Genomic DNA, 19,821 nt, shown 5'->3' with positions numbered 1-19,821 from the left:
GATATGCGCTGGCTTTTGATCTCTGCCCTGTTTGTATTTGCGATTGATCAGGTATCAAAGCTGATCATCGTGCATTGGATGGACCTTAAAACGATCCTGTCCAAAGAGATTCTGCCACCATTTCTGAATTTCGAGATGGGATGGAATACCGGTATCAATTTTGGGCTTTTGAGTGACCACCCGGACTTCATGCGATTTATCCTGATTGGTTTGGCCGTCGCAGCCTCAGTGTTTATCGTGTGGTGGGCACCGCGTAACTTAAGCAAAACGCTCACACTGGCCGGGGCCGGGGCTATCGTTGGTGGCGCTCTGGCGAATGCGCTGGATCGGGTAATTTATGGCGCAGTAGCGGATTTCCTGAATATGTCCTGTTGTGGCATTAACAACCCCTATACATTCAATATTGCGGATATCGGCATTTTTGCAGGCGCTTTTGCAATCATACTGATCCATGATGAGAAGACCACGTGACGCCCACAGAACTATGCGCTAAACCATGACGCGACGCATCGGGGAGACAGCTATGCAAAGCAAAGTTTTGTTGATTGTAGGGGGTCTGGCCGCTGCAGTAGCGCTTTCGGCATGTTCCAAGAAAGATCCAACGCTTCTCAACATCAAGTCCAATACTGACGGGCCGGATGAATTTGCTATCCTGCCCAACAAACCCCTGACCTTGCCTGAAACCTACACTGAGCTGCCGGAACCAACACTGGGCGGACGCAACCGAACCGATGTGACACCGATAGAAGACGCAACCATTGCGCTGGGCGGAAATCCTGCGGGCGGCATAACCGACCCGGGACTTATTTCCTATGCCACACGCTACGGTGTTGCGCCATCCATCCGATCCCAGCTGGCAACGGAAGATCTTGAATTTCGCCGTCAGAATGATGGGCGCGTGTTGGAGCGCCTGTTTAACGTGAATGTTTATTTCAAAGCCTATTCCAGCCAGTCTCTTGATCAATACCGAGAGTTGGAGCGCTTACGCCGTCGCGGTATCAGAACAGTTTCCGCACCACCCAAGCCATCTGAATAACACTATCAGGTCACATACCCGTGGGCATTATTGACAGGACCCATATCGGAACCATCTGTAACAAACAGAATTCGCCGAAAGGATATTCATGCGCCGTCTGATTTTTGCTCTTGGCTTGACGCTTATTGCGGCACAGCCTGGACATACAGCTGAAAATGTAACGACCTTCACACTTGAGAACGGTCTTGAAGCCGTTGTGTTGGAGGATCATCGCGCCCCCGTTGTGGTTCATATGCTCTGGTACAAAGCAGGGTCTGCTGATGAAGAACCTGGCATGTCAGGTATTGCGCATTTTCTGGAACACTTGCTGTTCAAGGCGACGGATACTCTGGAATCAGGTGAGTTCTCGGATATCGTCAGCGCCAATGGCGGAAGCGACAACGCATTTACGTCATGGGACTACACTGGGTATTTTCAACGTGTTGCGGCAGATCGCCTGGAACTGATGATGAAAATGGAAGCAGACCGGATGCGCAACATTCGTCTGACCGAAGAAGACATCGTGACAGAACGGGATGTAATTCTGGAAGAACGCAACCAGCGTACCGATAGTGAGCCGGGGGCCTTATTCAGCGAACAACGCAGTGCCGCCCAGTATTTGCACCACCCTTACGGCACACCGATCATCGGTTGGCGCCATGAAATGGAACAGCTCAGCATAGAAGACGCGCTGGATTTCTACAAGAAATACTACGCACCCAACGCCGCGGTTTTGGTTGTGGCCGGTGATGTTGACCCCACCGAAGTGGAAGCACTGGCCAAGAAACATTACGGGCCGCTTGAACCTACACCCGATCTTCCAGAACGCGTGCGCCTGTCAGAGCCGCCACAATTGGCCGAACGGCGGATAATGTATGAAGATGCACGCGTATCTCAGCCTTATGTGATCCGAACCTATATGGCCCCGGAACGGGATGCGGGTGATCAGAAAACGGCAGCAGCCCTGACGATGTTGGCAGAAATCCTTGGCGGCAGCGCGGCGACTTCGGTGTTTGGAAAAGCCCTTCAGCAAGATACCCAGAAAGCGGTCTATACCTCGGCTTTTTACAGTGGCCTATCCTATGATGATACAAATTTCGGCGTCGTTATTGTTCCGGGCCCACGCCTGAGCTTGCAGGAGGCAGAGGATGAAATGGACGCTGTGATTGCGAAATTCATGGAAGATGGCGTCGATCCAGTACAGTTGGAACGTGTGAAAACGCAAGTCCGTGCCTCTGAAATCTATGGCAACGACGATGTCGGTGCGCGCGCGCGTGAATATGGCGCGTCCCTTACCTCAGGTCTGACCGTTCAGGATGTGCAGGAATGGCCAGAACTTCTGGAGGAAGTAACTGAACAAGACATTCTGGACGCAGCCAAGATGGTGTTTGACCGCAAGAAGGCTGTCACAGGCTGGTACCAGAAACCTTCTACGCAGGAGGTCACGCAATGATCCGTTTCATATTAGCCGCCATTACCGCAGTTTTTCTGTTAACCCCTGCCCACGCTGTCGAGATCAAGGAAGTGACCTCACCCGGCGGGATCAAGGCGTGGTTGGTCGAAGAACCCTCTATCCCGTTTACCGCGCTTGAAATCAGCTTCAAAGGTGGTGCGTCTTTGGATAGGGAGGGAAAGCGCGGGGCTATCAACCTGATGACTGCCCTGCTTGAAGAGGGCGCAGGCGATATGAACGCAACCGCCTTTGCCGCCGCTCGCGAGGAACTGGCCGCAAGCTATAGCTTTGATACAGGCGATGACAGCATTTCGATCTCGGCCCAGTTTCTGACCGAAAACAGAGATAAAGCGGTCGACCTATTGCGGCTCGCCCTTATGGAGCCGCTTTTTGATCAAGACGCGATAGAGCGGGTTCGATCACAACTTCTGTCGATTATCGGATCTGACATGAAGGATCCGAACAAGATTGCTGTTAAAACCTTTGATAAGCTTGCGTTTGGGGATCATCCCTATGGATCCAATCTCAATGGTACTCTGGACAGTGTCAAAGGGCTGACCCGCGAAGATATTCAGGCCGCTTACAAAGATACACTGGCAAGGGACCGGATTTATGTCGGTGCCGTTGGTGACATAAATGAGCAGGAACTGGGCCAGTTGCTGGACCACCTGTTGGGTGATTTATCGGCAGAGGGCGCACCCTTGCCGGACAGGGCAGATTATCTTTTGTCGGGTGGTGAAACGGTCGTACCTTACGATACCCCGCAATCTGTTGCGATCTTCGGCCATGAGGGTATGACACGCGACGATCCGGATTTCTTTGCGGCCTACGTTTTAAACGAGGTGCTGGGGGCAAGCGGTCTTGGCTCACGTCTGATGGAAGAAGTCCGCGAAAAACGCGGCCTGACTTATGGTGTGTATTCCTACCTTTTGCCTCTGGACAATGCCGAGTTGGTGATGGGGCAAGTTGCGTCATCCAATGATCGGATAGCACAGGCTATCGAGGTCATCCGGGCAGAGTGGTCTAAAATGGCAACCGAAGGTGTTACCGAAGATGAGCTTCGTGATGCCAAAACCTATCTGACCGGGGCTTACCCGCTACGATTTGACGGCAATTCAACGATTGCTGGAATTCTTGTCGGGATGCAAATGGATGATCTTCCTACATCCTACATAGAAACACGTAACGCTAAGGTTGAGGCTGTAACGCAGGACGATATCAAGCGCGTTGCGGCCCGTTTGTTGCAGCCTGACAATCTTCATTTTGTAGTGGTTGGACAACCCGAAGGACTTCAAACGTCAAACTGAAACCTTGATGGTCGAGATCGCGAATGTTCAGCTACAATTGGTAGCATGAATACTCATGACCCCAATATAAGCTCTGTTCCGTCGGAAATTCGGCAACTTGACGATCTAACGGTCAATCGTATCGCTGCCGGGGAAGTTATCGAACGGCCAGCTTCTGCTGTGAAAGAACTGGTCGAGAACGCGCTTGATGCAGGCGCTACCCGGATTGACCTGTGCATCGCTGATGGGGGCAAAACCCTGATCCGCGTGACGGATGACGGACATGGCATTCCCGCAGATGCTTTGGCCTTGGCGCTGGCAAGGCATGCAACTTCCAAAATTGACGGCTCTGATCTGTTGAATATTAATAGTTTTGGATTTCGCGGGGAAGCCTTGCCATCTATGGGTGCGGTTGGGCGGATGACGATCACCTCGCGCGCCGATGGGTCAACTGCGTCCGCGATTTCTGTTGCCGGTGGGCAGATCGGGCCAGTCAAACCCGCTGCATTGAATACCGGAACGGTCGTCGAACTGAGCGATCTGTTCTATGCGACCCCCGCACGGCTCAAGTTCCTGCGATCTGATCGGGCCGAGACGCAGGCAATCAATCATGTCATTAAACGCCTTGCCATGGCAGAACCCTATGTCGGGTTCACGATCCAAGATGTTTCCGGTGGGGGCGAAGGGCGTATTACCTTTCGTGCTGATCCTCAGACGGGTGACATGTTTGACGCATTAGGCAGGCGTCTGCGTCAAATTTTGGGGACTGAGTTTATAGAAAACGCTTTACCAATTGATGCAGAGCGGGATGATTTGACGCTGACCGGATATACTGCTCTGCCCACCTATTCCCGAGGGTCGGCTGTTGCGCAATACCTGTTCGTAAATGGCCGCCCGGTCCGGGATAAATTATTGATCGGGGCCTTGCGCGGAGCCTATTCAGACTTCCTGTCGCGGGATCGTCACCCGGCTTGCGCGCTGTTTCTGGAATGTGACCCGCACCGGGTTGATGTGAATGTTCACCCGGCAAAAGCTGAAGTCCGCTTCCGCGACCCCGGCATTGCGCGAGGTTTGATCGTCTCGGCGTTGAAGCACGCTTTGGCCGAAGCCGGACACCGCGCATCCAGCACTGTTGCTCAAGCGACGCTTGGAGCTTTCCAACCAGAGCCCGCCACACCCAGAAACTATCAGATGGACCGGCCATCTCAGAAAGCGCTGCAAAGCGCCTATTCTGCGCAAGCCCCTGGGTTTTCCGAAACCGCAGCTGTGTTTGCCCGTGTCGAAGAGCCGCCGTCAGCGCAGGGTACGAGCGATATGCCCTTAGGGGCCGCACGGGCGCATCTGCATGAAAACTACATTATTGCCCAGACGGCAGATGGCATGGTGATTGTCGATCAACATGCCGCCCATGAACGGCTGGTTTATGAAAAGCTCAAACATCAAATGGCTGAGAACGGTGTTGCTGCACAAGCGCTGCTGATACCAGAAATCATCGAGCTTTCAGAGGGGGATATTTCCCGGCTACTGGAACAGGCAGAGGCTTTGTCCAAGCTTGGTTTGACGCTGGAACCCTTTGGCCCCGGTGCTATTGCCGCGCGTGAGACACCAGCCATTCTGGGCGAGGTGAATGCGGAAGCCATGGTGCGCGATATACTGGACGAATTAGACGATCTGGGCAGCACGCAAACAGTTCTGGACAGGATAGAAGCCATCCTTAGCCGTATGGCGTGTCACGGTTCAATCCGTTCGGGGCGCTGGATGCGGGCAGAAGAAATGAACGCGCTTTTGCGCGAAATGGAGACGACACCCCATTCTGGGCAATGCAATCACGGCAGACCAACATATGTTGAGTTGAAGCTGGCTGATATTGAACGACTGTTTGGGCGGACCTGATACTTTCTTACCAGCTCAAAATGTCATCCGGCACTGTCATTGCCAAGGCATCAAGATTACGGCGCAAGGAAGAAACCTTGCCGGTGCCAAGCAAGACTGATGTTGTCGCTGGATGTTTGATAGCAAAGTGCAATGCGGCTGTTGCCAAGGGAATATCAGATGCATCCGCGCGATCTTGCAGTTTGGTGACTTGGTTCAGAATATCCTGCGATGCAGGCGCGTAGTCGTAAGTCGCACCTTCGACCGGACCAACTGCCAAAATACCTGAGTTAAAAACGCCACCCAGCACCAGACTGGTGCCAGCGTCGGTACACCTCCCGACCAGCTCTTGCTCGGCCGAGCGGTCAAGCAGTGTCAGGCGGCCAGCCAACAGGATAGTATCCAGTTTGGTATGATCCATAATATCAAGACAGATTTCGTTTTCATTTACTCCAAGGCCAAAAGCCCTGATGCGCCCATCGGCTTTCATTTGCTCCAGCTTGGCAAGGCCGGTGCTGAGAAATGCCTGCATATGTTTGGCATTTTCTGACGTACCATGGGTATAAGCGCCAATATCATGGACATAAAGAATATCGATATTATCGGTCCCAAGAAGTTCACAACTATGCTGGAAACTCTCTTCAATACCGGGTCCCGAATAGTCGTAACGCACGTCATTTGGCAAAGGTTTGATGAAACCGTCCGCAACGTCTTGCGCAGCGCCGGGGCTAAGCACGCGACCGACTTTCGTTGAGATCACATAGCTATCGCGTGATTTGCCTTTCAAGAAATTCCCAAGCCGCTTTTCAGACAGCCCGCACCCGTAATGCGGTGCTGTGTCAAAATAGCGGATACCGGCATCCCATGCGCAGGTTAGGACATCCATGGCATCCGCATCCGTAATTTCGCGGTAAAGATTTCCAAGACTTGCGCAGCCAAAAGAGATTTCCGTCACAGACAGGTCGGTTTGGCCAATACGGTTGAGTTTCATGATACTACACCTCGTTCAGCGGCCAGGGTTGTAAGGATAGGTTTCGGTGCCAGATCACCGTATCGCTTTGCCCAGCCCATATAGGCGATGGCGCGCCGTTCAACCTTGTATGTATGGTTTTGCGCGATATCAGCCATAAGGTGGTTGAGATATGGGTTGGCAAACCGCTCAAGCGTCGTTGCAATATAAGCCTCGACCTCAGCGCTTAGCCCCGCTGCTTTAAAGCCTGGCACAATCTCATTTTCATACAACACTTCAAGAGCGGTTCTCGTACCTTTATTTGCCATGGCCTGAGCCACAGTCGCCTCCGGCGCGCGGCCCTGCTGCATCCACAGACTGGCCAGATAGGTATGGCCAAGGTTCAACACAAACAGTTTCAGCGCTTCAGCCTGTTCAAGATTGTCAACCACTTGAATGGCCGGATGCGTACAAGGCAGTTCCAGACCTGCCTGATTTTCTATGGCCCACAGTGCGTAAGGTTCAGCGATCGCGCCGGCAGGTTCAATCGGTTCTGATACGATACGATCAACTAATGAGTTGACCCAAAGCACCTTGGTTTGCAGATAGTGAATAAAATCCTGCCCTTTCGCCAATTCCAGCACCCGGTCCCGCAAGCAGACCCCGTTATCCTGAATCAGCTCCATCGGCATGATCTGAATTGGGTTGGCATTCGCCTTGAAGCGCGCGTGCAACAAATGGGTCAGCTTTGCAGGGTAGGACATGGCCTGATCAAAGGTGCCTTGGGTATCTGCGACACAGGGGGCAAAACCACTGTCGCCAGTATTGGACAGCACAAACTGTGCCTCTGATACAAAAACGCGTTTGACATCATCCCAGTCGGTTGCTGTGGACAACGCCTTGGTTATGCTTGTCACGCGGATCTCATAATCGACCTGATTGCCATCTTGCAGACCCTGTATTCGAACCGGATAGCCTGCTTCTTGCGCAAGCGCTGCTACCCTATGCGCCCGCGCTGCATCGCCTGAGCTTTGGACAACTGTGATCGACCCAACTGCTTCAGATCGCGCTAAGGCTTCCGAGACGAACAAATCCGCATGTGCCTGTAGAAAGCGGCTGGTTCCGAATTGCAGGATTGGATTGGTTGGCATCGCATGTTCCATCTTGATGCTGGTAAGACCTCATAGTAACGCCAATGTCTTTAATAATACAATACGGATACTAATCCGAAACTGTATTTTCCACTGGCAGATTTTCGGCATCTCGTTTCACCCGAAACACAGCCAGATACAATGCTGGCACAAACATCAATGTAATGATCGTCCCGGCAATGATACCGCCCATCATGGCATAGGCCATTGGTCCCCAGAAAATCTGACGCGAGATTGGGATCAGCGCAAGGCTTGCCGCGGCCGCTGTCAGCAAGATGGGCCGCGCGCGGCTATCGCTGGCCTCAAACACGGCATCCCATGCTGTGCGACCTTTCTCGCGCAATACCTCGATTTCATGCACCAGAATTATCGAATTTCGGATCAGAATACCGACCAAAGCCAGAACCCCTAAGATAGCTACGAACCCCAAAGGCGCGCCTGATGGCACCAACGCTGCAACCACCCCGATCAAGCCCAAAGGTGCCACGCAAAGAACCACAAATCCGAGACGGAAGCCCTGCATTTGCACCATGATCAGCGCGAGCATGATCAGCATCATCAACGGTACCACAGCGGCAATCGGTCCCTGACTGTCTGCACTGGCCTCAACTGCGCCGCCTACCTCTGCCTTATAGCCGAAGGGCAACGCATCATTGAACGTGGCGATCTTGTCTTCCAGATCTGTTACCACTGTCGCTGGCTGATCTTTGGTTGCGACCGCAGCTTTGACCGTGATCGTTGGCGCGCGATTGCGCTGGTGGATCAACGGCTGTTCCGTGTCGTAATCAAAAGTTGCAACGGCTCTCAATGGAATATTTGCGCCGCTATTCGCGCCCAATTGAAGATTCGCCAAAGCCTCCACAGATCGACGAGCCGAAGCATTTCCGCGCGCCAAAATGTCGATCAGATAGGCATCGTCACGTAGCTGTGTGATCCCGATCCCATCATAAATTGCATTCAGCGCCGAAGCGATGTCAGCCGAGGTAATCCCCAATTGCCGCGCCTTGTCCTGCAATATGTTGACACGCACCACTCGTGCAGGCTCGTTCCAATCCATCACGATGTCTTTGAGCCGTTCGTCCGACGCCACCAAAGCCGCCAGATCACGGGCCTGATCACGCAGAACACCAATATCTGGCCCGCTCAGCCGATACTGAACCGGGCGGCCTACTGGCGGACCGATCTCCAGCAGTTTCACGAAAATATCCACTCCGGGAAATTGCGTCTTGGAGACGGTTTCCATCTGAGAACGCAAAGCATCCCGTGCCTCAACAGAGGGTGTCTGGATGACAATCTGCCCGGTATTCGCGCCCGGCGTCGGTACATCAAAAGCCAATAGAAAACGTGGCGCGCCGCGGCCTACATAGGACGACCAGAATAATACGTTTTCATTGCCGTCCAAGTAGGTTTCCAGACGGTCCATCTGTTCCTGTGTTGCAGTGATCGACGCATTCTGCGGCAGCGTTACATCAAGGATCAGCTCAGGCCGGTCAGAATTGGGGAAAAACTGTTGCTCAACAAAACGCATTCCATAGACAGACAAGCCGAACACAGCGACCGTTAACCCAATGGTCAGCCAACGAAACCGCATTGCGACGCTCAAAACCCTATGAAACATCCGCCGTACACGGCCGGGGCCATCTTCGTGGTGCTTCATATTCTCAGACAAAAACGTCACGCCCAGAAGTGGCGCGAAAAGAACTGCTACAATCCACGACACCAGAAGTGACACAGCAATGACAACGAACAGTGAGAAGGTGAATTCCCCCGCAGCCGAAGTATTCAATCCGATTGGAATGAAACCGGCCACTGTCACCAGCGTGCCCGTAAGCATTGGAAAGGCGATCGAGGTCCAGGCATAAGATGCTGACTTGGGTAGGCTTTCGCCCCGCTCAAGCCGCGAAATCATTGTCTCAATCGCGATCATTGCATCATCAACCAGAAGCCCAAGCGCAATAATGAGCGCGCCGAGTGAGATACGTTGCAAGGTAATCCCGGCGTATTCCATAATCACAAAGGTAATTGCCAAAACCAGTGGGATCGTCAGTGTCACGACAAATCCTGCGCGCAGCCCAAGGCTGATGAAGCTGACCGCCAGCACAATCGCAATGGCCTCGACCAGCGCCTGAATGAAATGGTTGACTGCCTCATCAACCACATGGGGCTGGTCAGCAACCTGATGTATCTCGATCCCGATGGGCAGGTCTGCTTGCGCCTGAACGATAACACGTTCCAGCTCGGCCCCGTAATCAATGATATTTGCGCCCTTGCGCATACCAACCGACAGGCCTACGGCCTCTTGCCCATTGTAGCGGAACAGCTCACTCGGTGGATCCTGATACCCACGCCTTATGTCAGCAACATCTGTCAGTCGGAAGAAACGATCCCCCACCCGAAGGTTGACATCTTCAAGGCTGCCTACGTCAGAAAACTGACCGCCTACACGGACCAGCACGCGTTCGGGACCAGCATCAATCACACCAGAAGGGATGATGGCATTCTGTGGGGCAAGTGTGTCCTGCACGGCCCGCTGGCTTAGACCCAAAGCTGCCAATCGCTCCGTAGCAAACTCCAGATAAATTACTTCGTCCCGTGTGCCGAAAATCTCGACCTTGCCTGCATCTTCCAGCGCTTGAACGTCCCGGCGGACCTGTTCCACGTAATCGCGCACCTCACGCGGGGAATAGCCATCAGCGGTGAATGCGTAGATATTGCCGAATACATCCCCGAAATTATCATTGAATTGGAAGCCCTGAAATTCTTCTGGGAAATCGCTGCGTATGTCGCCCATCATATTGCGCACGCTCTGCCAGATGCGCGGCAGTTGTGCCGCTTTGGTCGAGGGCAACAGCTCTACATAAACAATGGTCTGACCGGGTCGTGTGACCGAGCGCGTGTAGTCAAGTTCATCCAGATCTTCGAGCTTTTTCTCAATCCGGTCTGTCACTTGTGTCATGGTTTCCTGCGTTGTGGCCCCAGGCAGCGCCGCAGCGATAATCATGGTCTTGATCGAGAAATCAGGATCTTCCTCGCGCCCGATATTCATGTAGGACAACGCGCCGGCCAAGAGCGAGATGATCATTAGAAACCAAACGAAAGACCGGTGCTGCAACGCCCAGTCGGACAGGTTAAAACTGCTCATGGGGTCACGCGCGGGCCAATAATTTGCCCGTCCTCAAGTGAATTGATGCCTTTGACAATCACCTCGTCCCCTGCCGATAAGCCGTTCGTTACACGCACCCGCGGTCCGAAACTGTCACCCAGCGTGATGTCTGTGCGCGCGACTGCATTGGTCGCCCGATCCACCACCCAGACTTGTGGCGTACCGTCAGGATCCAGTACAGCTGCGCGGGGAATGCTAACACTGCTTTCCGCGTTGTTCGTGGCCATAACCCGCACCAGCGTGCCAAGACGAAATCCGTCCGGTGGGTTAATCAAAGTCAAGTGTAACCTACGGGTCCGCGTTGCCCGCTCTGCCACCGGATCGATCCGGGTCAGCTTGGCTTGACCAGCAATATCGACATTGCTTGCCAGAACCGCGTCGAATGTCGCGCCAAGATCCAGCCCGGCCACATCCTGTTCACTCAGATCGATAATGATCTCCCGCTCTTTAGTAGCTGCCAGTCGCACAATTGGCTGTCCGGCAGAGAGCGTCGCACCTGCTTCGGCAAAAACCTGCGTGATCACCCCATCCTGTGGGGCCGTCAATACTGCAAATCCCAGCATGTCATTCGCCCGTGCCAATGTGGATTGCGCCTGTTCCAACCGCGCTTGCGCCGCGGTCAGGGCGCGCTCCGCGTCTTCCTGACGGGTGGTTGCGTCTACCCCACGGTTCGCCAAAGCCCGCGCCCGCGCGGCGGCATCCAGCGCCGAGCGCAACTGAGCCGTCGCGACCGACACACCTGCCTCAGCGGCCCGCAAGTCTGCGTCCAAATCCTCCGGGTCCAGTCGCGCCAGTATGTCGCCTCGCGCCACCAAATTACCCGTATCAATCGGGCGTTCCGCAATCGTGCCGATCAGGGGAAAGCCAAGATCCGTTTCTATCCGTGCTGCGACAAGGCCTACATAGCTGGTTGCCTCATCAGTCTGAAGGTTCACAAGTTCTGATACCACAGGCCGGGGCGGGAAGGTTTCCGGATCAATCGCATCTTCGGCCCAAGCGGGCAGTGCCAGAAGCAGAAATAGAAACAGCAAAACCGACCTCATTGCCCGTCCTCCATTTGCGCCACAACACGGCCCGGATATAAAAGCTGCGAGCCGCGTGTGACCACAAGCGTGCCATCCTCAAGCCCATCTGCCAGGATAATCCGACCGGTTTCGAACCGATCAATCGTGATCTGTTTTAGCGATACTTGCATTGTGTCGGGGTCCACCACCCAAACAGCTGACCCTTCACCTGTTGCCGTCAGCGCGGCATAGGGCAGAACCACATGGGGCGCTGCGATCCGACTGACTTGCCCGCGTACAGCATCACCATAGGTTATGTTATCTGGTGGATCGCTTACGCTGACCGTCACCGCAATCGTCCCTTTCGCGGCATCAACTAACGGAGAAACCTCGCGCACGCGGCCCACAAAATTCTGCTCGGGTGCATCAATCAAGGACAGCGAAATCTCTGGGGCCGTTTCATCGCCGGTTAGCATCGCTTCTGGGACGTCGAAAACCGCATCGAAATCGCCACCAAGTGCCAGTTCTACAATTGGTTGTGCGGCACCTACCACTTGCCCGTCTTCGACCATGCGATCCGTCACTGTCGCATCTGACGGCGCAAGCAGAACTGTATCTGTCACCGCTTTCTGCGCCCGATCCAAGTTAGCCTGCGCTTGCGCCAGCACACCCTCGGCGATGCGTAACGCATCTTCTGCGGTATCCCGGCTGATCCGGGTTGTTGCCCCGCGTTCCAGTAAGGTTTCCTGCCGTTCAAAATCCTCCTGCGCCTGTCGGTAATCGGTGTCTGCTGTCGAAATCCCTGCTTCAGCGGCACGCATGGCTTGTTCCTGCTGAACCGATTCCATTCGGGCAAGCACCGTGCCTTTGACCACATGATCGCCTTCCTCCACCATAACGCTGGCAATCCGTCCGCCCATGGGAAATGAAGCCGTTAGCATATCGCGCGCCACGATTTCACCTGTCAGCGCATCAATTCGGGTATCTGCAACAGCCTCTGCGGTAACGATCTCGACCACCAAGGGTGTGTCAGACAAGACAGGCGTGGCCAACAAAACCAAAACAAGCATGCAGCGAAAAAAGGCCATGGCATTCCCTCGGGTGTAGGTTTGGCTACTCTTAACAATACAGTATGCTGTGCCACAATGCGATTATTGCTCTGAGCCAATGAAATCAATCAGGCAAGGCTAGCCAGCAGGTTTCACCTTTCCCGCTTTTCTGATCTTTATCTCTGTTGAAATTGTTGGTCAGTCTACTGCTAAGATCAAAGTAATCTTATACGGTCAAAATTTAGCTGCGAAAGGGATCTTATATGTCGCCCAGCGAAAGAAATTTCGATGTCTTAGTCGTCGGAGCAGGGCTTGCCGGTATGGTGGCTGCATATGAGGCTGTTAAACGCGGGCGATCTGTTTTGTTGATGGATCAGGAGGCGGAACAGTCTTTTGGTGGTCAGGCCTTCTGGTCACTTGGTGGTTTGTTCATGGTGGACACCCCGGAACAACGTCGCTTGGGCATTAAGGACAGTCGGGAACTTGCAGCGCAGGATTGGTTTGGATCAGCGCAATTTGATCGCCCCGAAGATGCAAATCCCAGAAAATATGCAGAGGCTTTTCTGGAATTTACCAGCGGAGAAATGCGTCAGTGGCTTTATGATATCGGGATGCGTTGGTTTCCTGTTGTCGGTTGGGCAGAACGTGGCGGGGCCTTGTCCGGTGGTCATGGGAATTCTGTGCCTCGGTTTCATATCACATGGGGTACAGGGACAGGCATCGTTGCCCCGTTTGAGCGGTTACTTCGCAAAGCCCATGAAGATCAGAAGCTGGAATTTGCATTTCGCCATCGGGTAAGTGGTCTGACGATGTCAGATGGTCAAGTTGTCGGTGTCAGCGGGGATGTGCTGGCCCCGGACGACGCGCTGCGTGGTCAAAGCACAAACCGTGATGTCATTGAGCAATTTGAGGTCGGCGCAGAGGCTGTCATTCTGACCACGGGTGGTATTGGCGGCAACCATGACATGGTACGGCAGAACTGGCCTGTGGACCGGTTAGGGCAGGCCCCATCGAAAATGATTTCTGGTGTGCCTGACTACGTCGATGGGCAAATGCAGGTTACAGCCCAAAAAGCAGGAGCTGCGGTCATCAATGCGGACCGGATGTGGCACTATTGCGAAGGCGTGCAAAACTGGGCTCCGATCTGGCCGAACCACGGAATTCGCATCTTGCCCGGCCCCAGCTCTCTTTGGTTTGACGCGCTTGGTAATCGGATGCAGGCGCCCTGCCTGCCCGGGTTTGATACCTTATCAACGCTCAAACGGATTCTAAGCACGGGCCATGATCATAGCTGGTTCATTCTTACGCAAAAGATCATTGAAAAGGAATTCGCTTTATCCGGCTCAGAACAAAACCCCGACCTGACATTGGCAAAATGGATCGAGGTTTTGAAGTCCCGCCTGGGATCAGGGGCGACAGAGGCTGTTGAGGCTTTCAAAACGCATGGGGTCGATTTTATCGTGCGCGATACGCTTGCTGAGCTTGTCAAAGACATGAACGAGCTTGTTCCGGACACTTCACTTGATTTCGCCCATATTCGGCAGCAGATCGAAGGGCGTGACAGCCAGATCAACAACAAGTTTTCAAAAGATGCACAGATCACAGCAATTCGCGGTGCGCGTGCCTATCTGGGGGATAAACTGATCCGGACGGCGAAACCACACAAGATACTTGATCCTCAAAACGGTCCATTGATTGCGGTTCGGCTCAATATCCTGACACGCAAGTCTTTGGGCGGCTTGCACACTGATCTGACAGGGCGGGTGCTTGATACCGCCGATCAGCCCATTCCCGGATTATACGCCGCCGGCGAAGTTGCTGGGTTCGGTGGCGGTGGGTATCACGGGTACAATGCCTTGGAAGGCACATTTCTGGGCGGGTGCTTGTTTTCTGGCAGGATTGCAGGACAAACAGCTTAGACAGACGCGCGGGGCAAACTGGCGCCCCGCAGGCCTGATTTCTATGGTAAGCTATGGTAATCGGATACTCAGATCGTCGTCACCAAAGAAATGCAGATGATCGGCTGCAAATTTCAATCCTACTTTTTGACCCTTAAGATCCGGTGAAATATCATTGCTTCGCGCCATCATGGTCACAATGCCCAGAGCGCCACAATTGACATAAAGAAACGTATCCGATCCAAGATATTCTGAAATCTCGACGTCACCGGAACAGATCCCATCAACGGGATCGGTGAGTTGGATATGTTCCGGCCTGATCCCTAACCGGCTGACGGAACTCATATCTCTGGTCTGCCCATGTTTTGCAGAACCATGCCCCGGTAATACGTAGCTATCGCCCTCTGATTTACAGGGCATAATATTCATCTTCGGGCTGCCAATGAACTGCGCAACAAACAGGTTGTCCGGCGTCTCATACAATTCCCTTGGTGTGCCGATCTGCATGATTTTACCATCCTTCAGCACGACAATCCGATCAGCCAGTGTCATTGCTTCGACCTGATCATGGGTCACGTAGATCATCGTTGTCTTCAAGTTGTCATGCAGTTTGGCAATTTCAAACCGCATCTGAACACGCAATGATGCATCAAGATTGGACAAAGGTTCATCGAAAAGAAAGCCTTTTGGTTCGCGCACAATGGCACGACCAATCGCAACCCTTTGCCGCTGCCCGCCGGACAGTGCTTTGGGTCGGCGATCCAGATATGGGTCAAGTTCAAGAACCTCGGCCGCCTTGGCGACCTTCGCATCGACCTGCGCCTTCGACTCCCCGGCGGTTTTCAACCCGAAGCCAACATTTTCGCGCACAGACATATGCGGATAAAGCGCATAGCTCTGGAAGACCATCGACAGTTCCCGCTCGGACGGAATCTTGTCCGTCACGTCCTTACCATCCAGTAAAATCTTGCCGCGCGAGGTTTCTTCCAATCCTGAAATCATCCTTAGCAGGGTCGATTTTCCGCACCCTGAAGGCCCTACGAAAATCACCATCTCACCATCATTGATTTCCAGATCGATCCCTTTGATCACCTGCAAATCACCGAACCACTTCTCAACTGCTTCCAGTTTGATAGACCCCATCCATCTTACTCCGCTGCCATCGCGGGCCGTGTGGGCGACGCCCAAGCCAGCCACATTGCTGCTGTCCATGAAAAGTCCTGACCGACACATCCCTTGCCCGTTTCAGGGTTGAAACATTCCCAGAAACCGGATTTTTCGACCATCGCGGCGAAATCGCTTCGCACGCGTTCGGCCAAACCTGCATGGCCGTTTTCAGCCAGCCCGATACTGATCATCTGATTCATCTGCGGCCAGACCGGGCCACACCAATACCGCTGTGGCTCGTAGTTTGGGGCCTCCGGATCCCAGCTTGGCATGAGATGTCTGACCTTCGCGCCAATCCGTTCCATATGGGCAATCGTCGCCTTGCGCTGCATTTCTGTTCCGGCATCCGCATAAAAACACAAGGCTGACGCGTTTGAGACCCCGTTCGAGAATGCTCCGGTTCGGACTTCCCGCGCGCAAAACGCTTCGGTCTCGGGGTTCCAGAGATATTCGCCCCCCGCGATGCCCGTCTTGATCCACATCTCGATTTCGGCCACAGCCTCTGTCCGGCCAAGCCGATGCGCCAGCGCCAGCAAGTCACGGTTCGCACGCAAAAGCACAAAATGCACGCAAGGATCAGCCATCTGAAACGGGCCGTTCTGGGTCAGGTTTTTCTGATCCCAACCATGTTCTCGACCGTATTTAATGATTGTCAGGTACTTGTCATACTGCTCTTTCGAGGGCCGTTGTGAGGACGCGACATGCTGCGTATCACGCCGTTCATAGGGCTCCAGGTTGGGTGCGGCTTCCATTAGATCGAACCCTAGTTCCCAATCGGGGCAATTATCGCGACCAGATTCCCACGGGTGTACTATACAGACCACCGGACAACCGTTCGGGCGACGCTCTTCGTAGAACCAACGATGCCAGCGCAGGATCGGGTCGAACATCGCCCCAGCCCGTTCAAGGTCGTCAGGTCCCCCGGATTTCACAAATTCATGGATGATCGTTGCCAAAACTGGCGGCTGAGAGTGACCAGATGTCGGCATCGTGCTCGTCATTGACTCTGTTTGCCAAACGGTCGGCCCCGGAAAGTAATCTGGGTCATTGCGACGGAACAAGATGTGCGGGATCATTCCATTGCCCCATTGACCTTCCAACAACAGCTCCATCTCACGCCAGCCACGGCCCCGATCAAAGGCCATAAATCCAAGCGCCACGAACGCGCTGTCCCAGTTCCACTGATACGGATAAAGCCGTGCTGTCGGGATTGTAAATCCGCCCCGATCATTGCTACGCAGCAGGTCTATTGCTTGTTGATCCAGAGGGTGTGTCATAATCAGCCTTTCACACTGCCGGCGGTCAGACCAGCGACAAGGAAGCGTTCGAACCAAAGGAAAAGCGCCAGTACGGGCACCGTTGCGATCACTGCACCTGCCATCAAATGTTGACGCGGCACTTCGGAACTATCAAGCGAAACCACCCCACGCGACAGCGTGAAGAGGTCCAGATCATCAAGGAACATGAACGCGAACAGGAATTCGTTCCAAGCGATCATGAAAACATAAAGCGCCACCGAGGCCAGCGCAGGTAAGGACAAGGGTAGGGTGATCTTTAAAATCACCCCGACACGCGACAGGCCGTCCATTAGCCCGGCTTCTTCCAGCTCGGACGGCAGGCCGCGGAAATACCCTTGCAGCATATAAAGCGCGACAGGGATCGTTGTTGCCGGATAGACGACCATCAGGCCGGTTAAGGTGTTGCGCAAGCCAAGCTGCGAGAAGACCGCGTAAAGTGGGATCACCAGAACAATGGCTGGGACCATATAAATCAGCAAGATAGACCGGGACAGCAGAGCCTGACCGGGAAACCGCAGCCGTGCAACGGCATAAGCACCGGGTACAGCGAAGAACAGGGTGATGAAGACGGTAGCGACCGAGACGATTGCCGAATTCATCAGGAAGGTACCAAAGTGATACTGTGTGAACAGCTCTATATAAGAACGAAACAGCAGTGATGGCCCCTGCGACAGATTAATCGAGAAATCTAACGGATTTGCCAGCAAAGTTTGCTGGCGCTTCAGGCTGGTCATTACCATGACATAGAAAGGCAGTATCACGACGATTGTAAAAATGACGAAAGCCAACCCTTTCATAACGCGGATCAGCAATACCTCCATCTGATAGCGGCGCGTGTAGATCGGTGCAAAACCGCGAAGACAGCTTTGCAGCGAGATGGCGACCATCCCTGCAAGAACCAGAAGTGCAATGATCTGGTATCCGGCACCGTTTGACAGAGACAACGCGAAGGGCTGAAGGCCTGAGAAAATCAAGACGGCTGCGATAACAATCGCTACTATTGCCGCAAACCCGCTCAGACCTGATTGCAGCCGAGGTAAATATAAAACAGCAAACGCTGCGACTATTCCGGCAAGGCCACCCGGGCCGCCCTGCGGTACGGCTACAAGACCAGAGATCAGGGTCAGCAGTAATCCAACGACGATCATCCAGACCGCACCCCAGATTGCACCGATGGCCAAAGCTGCAAGATGTACTGGAACTGCGCGCATCAACCATCATCCTGTGGTGAGAATTTGAAGAAGATCAGAGCAAAGAACAGCAACACGATAAATATTACGACTGCGACGGCTGCGCCGGCCCCAAGGTTGGAAACGGCAAACGCCTGCTCGTAAACATCCACAGTAAGCGTCCGTGTGCCAGCTGCACCGCCTGTCAAAAGGAAAATGTCGTCGAACTTGTTGAAGGTCCAAATGAAGCGCAACAGGAACAGGACGGCAAGAATTCCCATCAACTGCGGCAGCGAGATAAACCAGAATTGCTGGAGCGGCGTTGCACCGTCTATTTCTGCGGCCTCGTACATTTCGGATGAAATAGATTGCATTCGGGCAAGGATGAACAAAAACGATAGGGGGAAGTAACGCCAAGCTTCAAATGCGATGACAGTTGTCAAGGCCAACGGGAATTCAAACTCGATCCCGAATAATGTGAAATCCACGGCGCGCTGACCAAGGAAGTTGATTGGTCCATCCGTCACGCCAAGCCGCATGAGCATCGCATTCAGCGTACCGCCCGGTCCTGCATCCAACAGCAGAACCCATGCGAAAGCCACTGCAATGACAGGGGCTACATATGGAAACAGAAACAGCCCGCGCAGAATGTTGCGCCCATGGAAAGCTGTGTTGAGTATCTGCGCTGCAAATAATCCCAACACCAAAGCGCCAACGGTGCCGAATATCGTGTAGTAGAGCGAGACCTTCAGAACCGTCCAGAACTCCCCCGATGAGAACACCTTACGGAAGTTGTCCAAGGTAAACTCACCAGATGTGAGGACATTTTGCGAACTGGACTCGAATTCTACCGAGGTGTCGCGTGGGCGCTCTCCGGTATCAATGTAGTCTTGGGACACAACGGTTTCGAATTCGAGCAAGAACCGTGCGCCTGGTTCCATATCACCGAAGTCGCAATTCAGGATTCGCTGCTCTAACGTACAGCGCTGATCATTCAGGGTCACGTCCAGCCCGGCGGGGATCAGGTCGCGCATTGTGACAGCGCTAAGCGCATCCTGTTGCGAAGAGTTTCGGATACGATAGCGCAGGATTACCGTTTCCCCCGCAGCTTTCGGGCGTGGGCGTAGCTGCTCGTTAGCAAGTGGTGTCGCGGCCCGTAGATCGGCCAGTTCCACTGGCTTGAAGCTGATCCAGAAATTCGCCAGAAGCGGCAACAGCACAATGGATAGCACAATCGCAAAGGTCGGCAACAGCATGGTATAGGCCAGCCGCATCTCGCGTTTTGCCAAGGCACCAGTGCCTTTTGGGGGTTTTGGACTATCAGTCATATTATCGCCAGATCAAAGG

The 19,821-nt window shown here is 53.7% G+C and carries 15 protein-coding genes; 6 read left to right on the top strand and 9 right to left on the bottom strand.

The genetic code is table 11. The annotated features are described in order from the left end of the window. Positions 1 to 3 precede the first annotated feature (3 nt). From lspA to mutL, 5 genes are all read left to right on the top strand, one after another. Positions 4 to 471, top strand: coding sequence for a signal peptidase II (gene lspA / locus ACZ1HF_RS15355; RefSeq protein ID WP_472658336.1), 468 nt, complete (start codon positions 4 to 6; stop codon positions 469 to 471). A 52-nt stretch (positions 472 to 523) separates the two neighbouring features. Continuing rightward, the gene (locus ACZ1HF_RS15350; protein ID WP_472658335.1) at positions 524 to 1,036 is read left to right on the top strand and encodes a DUF3035 domain-containing protein; all 513 of its coding nucleotides are present in this window, start codon (positions 524 to 526) and stop codon (positions 1,034 to 1,036) included. An 88-nt stretch (positions 1,037 to 1,124) separates the two neighbouring features. Continuing rightward, entirely contained in the window at positions 1,125 to 2,468 is a 1,344-nt protein-coding gene (locus ACZ1HF_RS15345) for a M16 family metallopeptidase (RefSeq protein ID WP_472658334.1), read from the top strand. Beyond that, on the top strand, positions 2,465 to 3,775 hold the full coding sequence (locus ACZ1HF_RS15340) for a M16 family metallopeptidase (protein WP_472658333.1): 1,311 nt from the start codon (positions 2,465 to 2,467) through the stop codon (positions 3,773 to 3,775). The genes ACZ1HF_RS15345 and ACZ1HF_RS15340 overlap by 4 nt, the downstream gene beginning before the upstream one ends. Positions 3,776 to 3,820: 45 nt before the next feature. Continuing rightward, positions 3,821 to 5,647, top strand: coding sequence for a DNA mismatch repair endonuclease MutL (mutL, locus tag ACZ1HF_RS15335; protein WP_472658332.1), 1,827 nt, complete (start codon positions 3,821 to 3,823; stop codon positions 5,645 to 5,647). Positions 5,648 to 5,654: 7 nt separating this feature from the next. Here the strand turns inward: mutL and ACZ1HF_RS15330 are convergent, their stop codons facing one another. The 5 genes from ACZ1HF_RS15330 to ACZ1HF_RS15310 form a co-directional block, all read right to left on the bottom strand. Next, positions 5,655 to 6,617: an aldo/keto reductase gene (locus ACZ1HF_RS15330; RefSeq protein ID WP_472658331.1), complete on the bottom strand. Its 963-nt coding sequence runs from the start codon at positions 6,615 to 6,617 to the stop codon at positions 5,655 to 5,657. After that, the gene (locus ACZ1HF_RS15325) at positions 6,614 to 7,726 is read right to left on the bottom strand and encodes a mannitol dehydrogenase family protein (RefSeq protein ID WP_472658330.1); all 1,113 of its coding nucleotides are present in this window, start codon (positions 7,724 to 7,726) and stop codon (positions 6,614 to 6,616) included. Before ACZ1HF_RS15325 ends, ACZ1HF_RS15330 begins: the two co-directional genes overlap by 4 nt. Before the next feature lie 70 nt (positions 7,727 to 7,796). Beyond that, positions 7,797 to 10,868 (bottom strand): efflux RND transporter permease subunit, encoded by a 3,072-nt coding sequence (locus ACZ1HF_RS15320; protein ID WP_472658329.1) that lies wholly within the window; start codon positions 10,866 to 10,868, stop codon positions 7,797 to 7,799. After that, a complete protein-coding gene (locus ACZ1HF_RS15315) occupies positions 10,865 to 11,932 on the bottom strand; it encodes an efflux RND transporter periplasmic adaptor subunit (RefSeq protein ID WP_472658328.1) in 1,068 nt (355 codons plus the stop codon). Before ACZ1HF_RS15315 ends, ACZ1HF_RS15320 begins: the two co-directional genes overlap by 4 nt. After that, entirely contained in the window at positions 11,929 to 12,981 is a 1,053-nt protein-coding gene (locus ACZ1HF_RS15310) for an efflux RND transporter periplasmic adaptor subunit (protein WP_472658327.1), read from the bottom strand. The genes ACZ1HF_RS15315 and ACZ1HF_RS15310 overlap by 4 nt, the downstream gene beginning before the upstream one ends. A 224-nt stretch (positions 12,982 to 13,205) precedes the next feature. Between ACZ1HF_RS15310 and ACZ1HF_RS15305 the strand changes: the two genes are divergently transcribed. Next, a complete protein-coding gene (locus ACZ1HF_RS15305) occupies positions 13,206 to 14,861 on the top strand; it encodes an FAD-binding dehydrogenase (protein ID WP_472658326.1) in 1,656 nt (551 codons plus the stop codon). A gap of 51 nt (positions 14,862 to 14,912) precedes the next feature. Here ACZ1HF_RS15305 and ACZ1HF_RS15300 read toward each other — a convergent pair whose 3' ends face one another. From ACZ1HF_RS15300 to ACZ1HF_RS15285, 4 genes are read right to left on the bottom strand one after another with little or no spacing between them, the layout of a single operon-like run. Further along, positions 14,913 to 15,983 (bottom strand): ABC transporter ATP-binding protein, encoded by a 1,071-nt coding sequence (locus ACZ1HF_RS15300; RefSeq protein WP_472659062.1) that lies wholly within the window; start codon positions 15,981 to 15,983, stop codon positions 14,913 to 14,915. 5 nt (positions 15,984 to 15,988) lie between these two features. Then, the gene (locus ACZ1HF_RS15295) at positions 15,989 to 17,284 is read right to left on the bottom strand and encodes an MGH1-like glycoside hydrolase domain-containing protein (RefSeq protein ID WP_472658325.1); all 1,296 of its coding nucleotides are present in this window, start codon (positions 17,282 to 17,284) and stop codon (positions 15,989 to 15,991) included. A gap of 2 nt (positions 17,285 to 17,286) precedes the next feature. Further along, positions 17,287 to 18,516, bottom strand: a complete 1,230-nt coding sequence (locus ACZ1HF_RS15290; protein WP_472658324.1) for a carbohydrate ABC transporter permease — start codon at positions 18,514 to 18,516, stop codon at positions 17,287 to 17,289. Further along, positions 18,516 to 19,802 carry a carbohydrate ABC transporter permease gene (locus ACZ1HF_RS15285; RefSeq protein WP_472658323.1) on the bottom strand — a complete coding sequence of 429 codons (1,287 nt, stop codon included), beginning with the start codon at positions 19,800 to 19,802 and terminating at the stop codon, positions 18,516 to 18,518. Before ACZ1HF_RS15285 ends, ACZ1HF_RS15290 begins: the two co-directional genes overlap by 1 nt. Positions 19,803 to 19,821 lie beyond the last annotated feature (19 nt).

The sequence above is a fragment of the Litoreibacter sp. GN1-5 genome, assembly GCF_055693805.1.
This window is presented reverse-complemented; position numbering and strand designations above follow the sequence as displayed.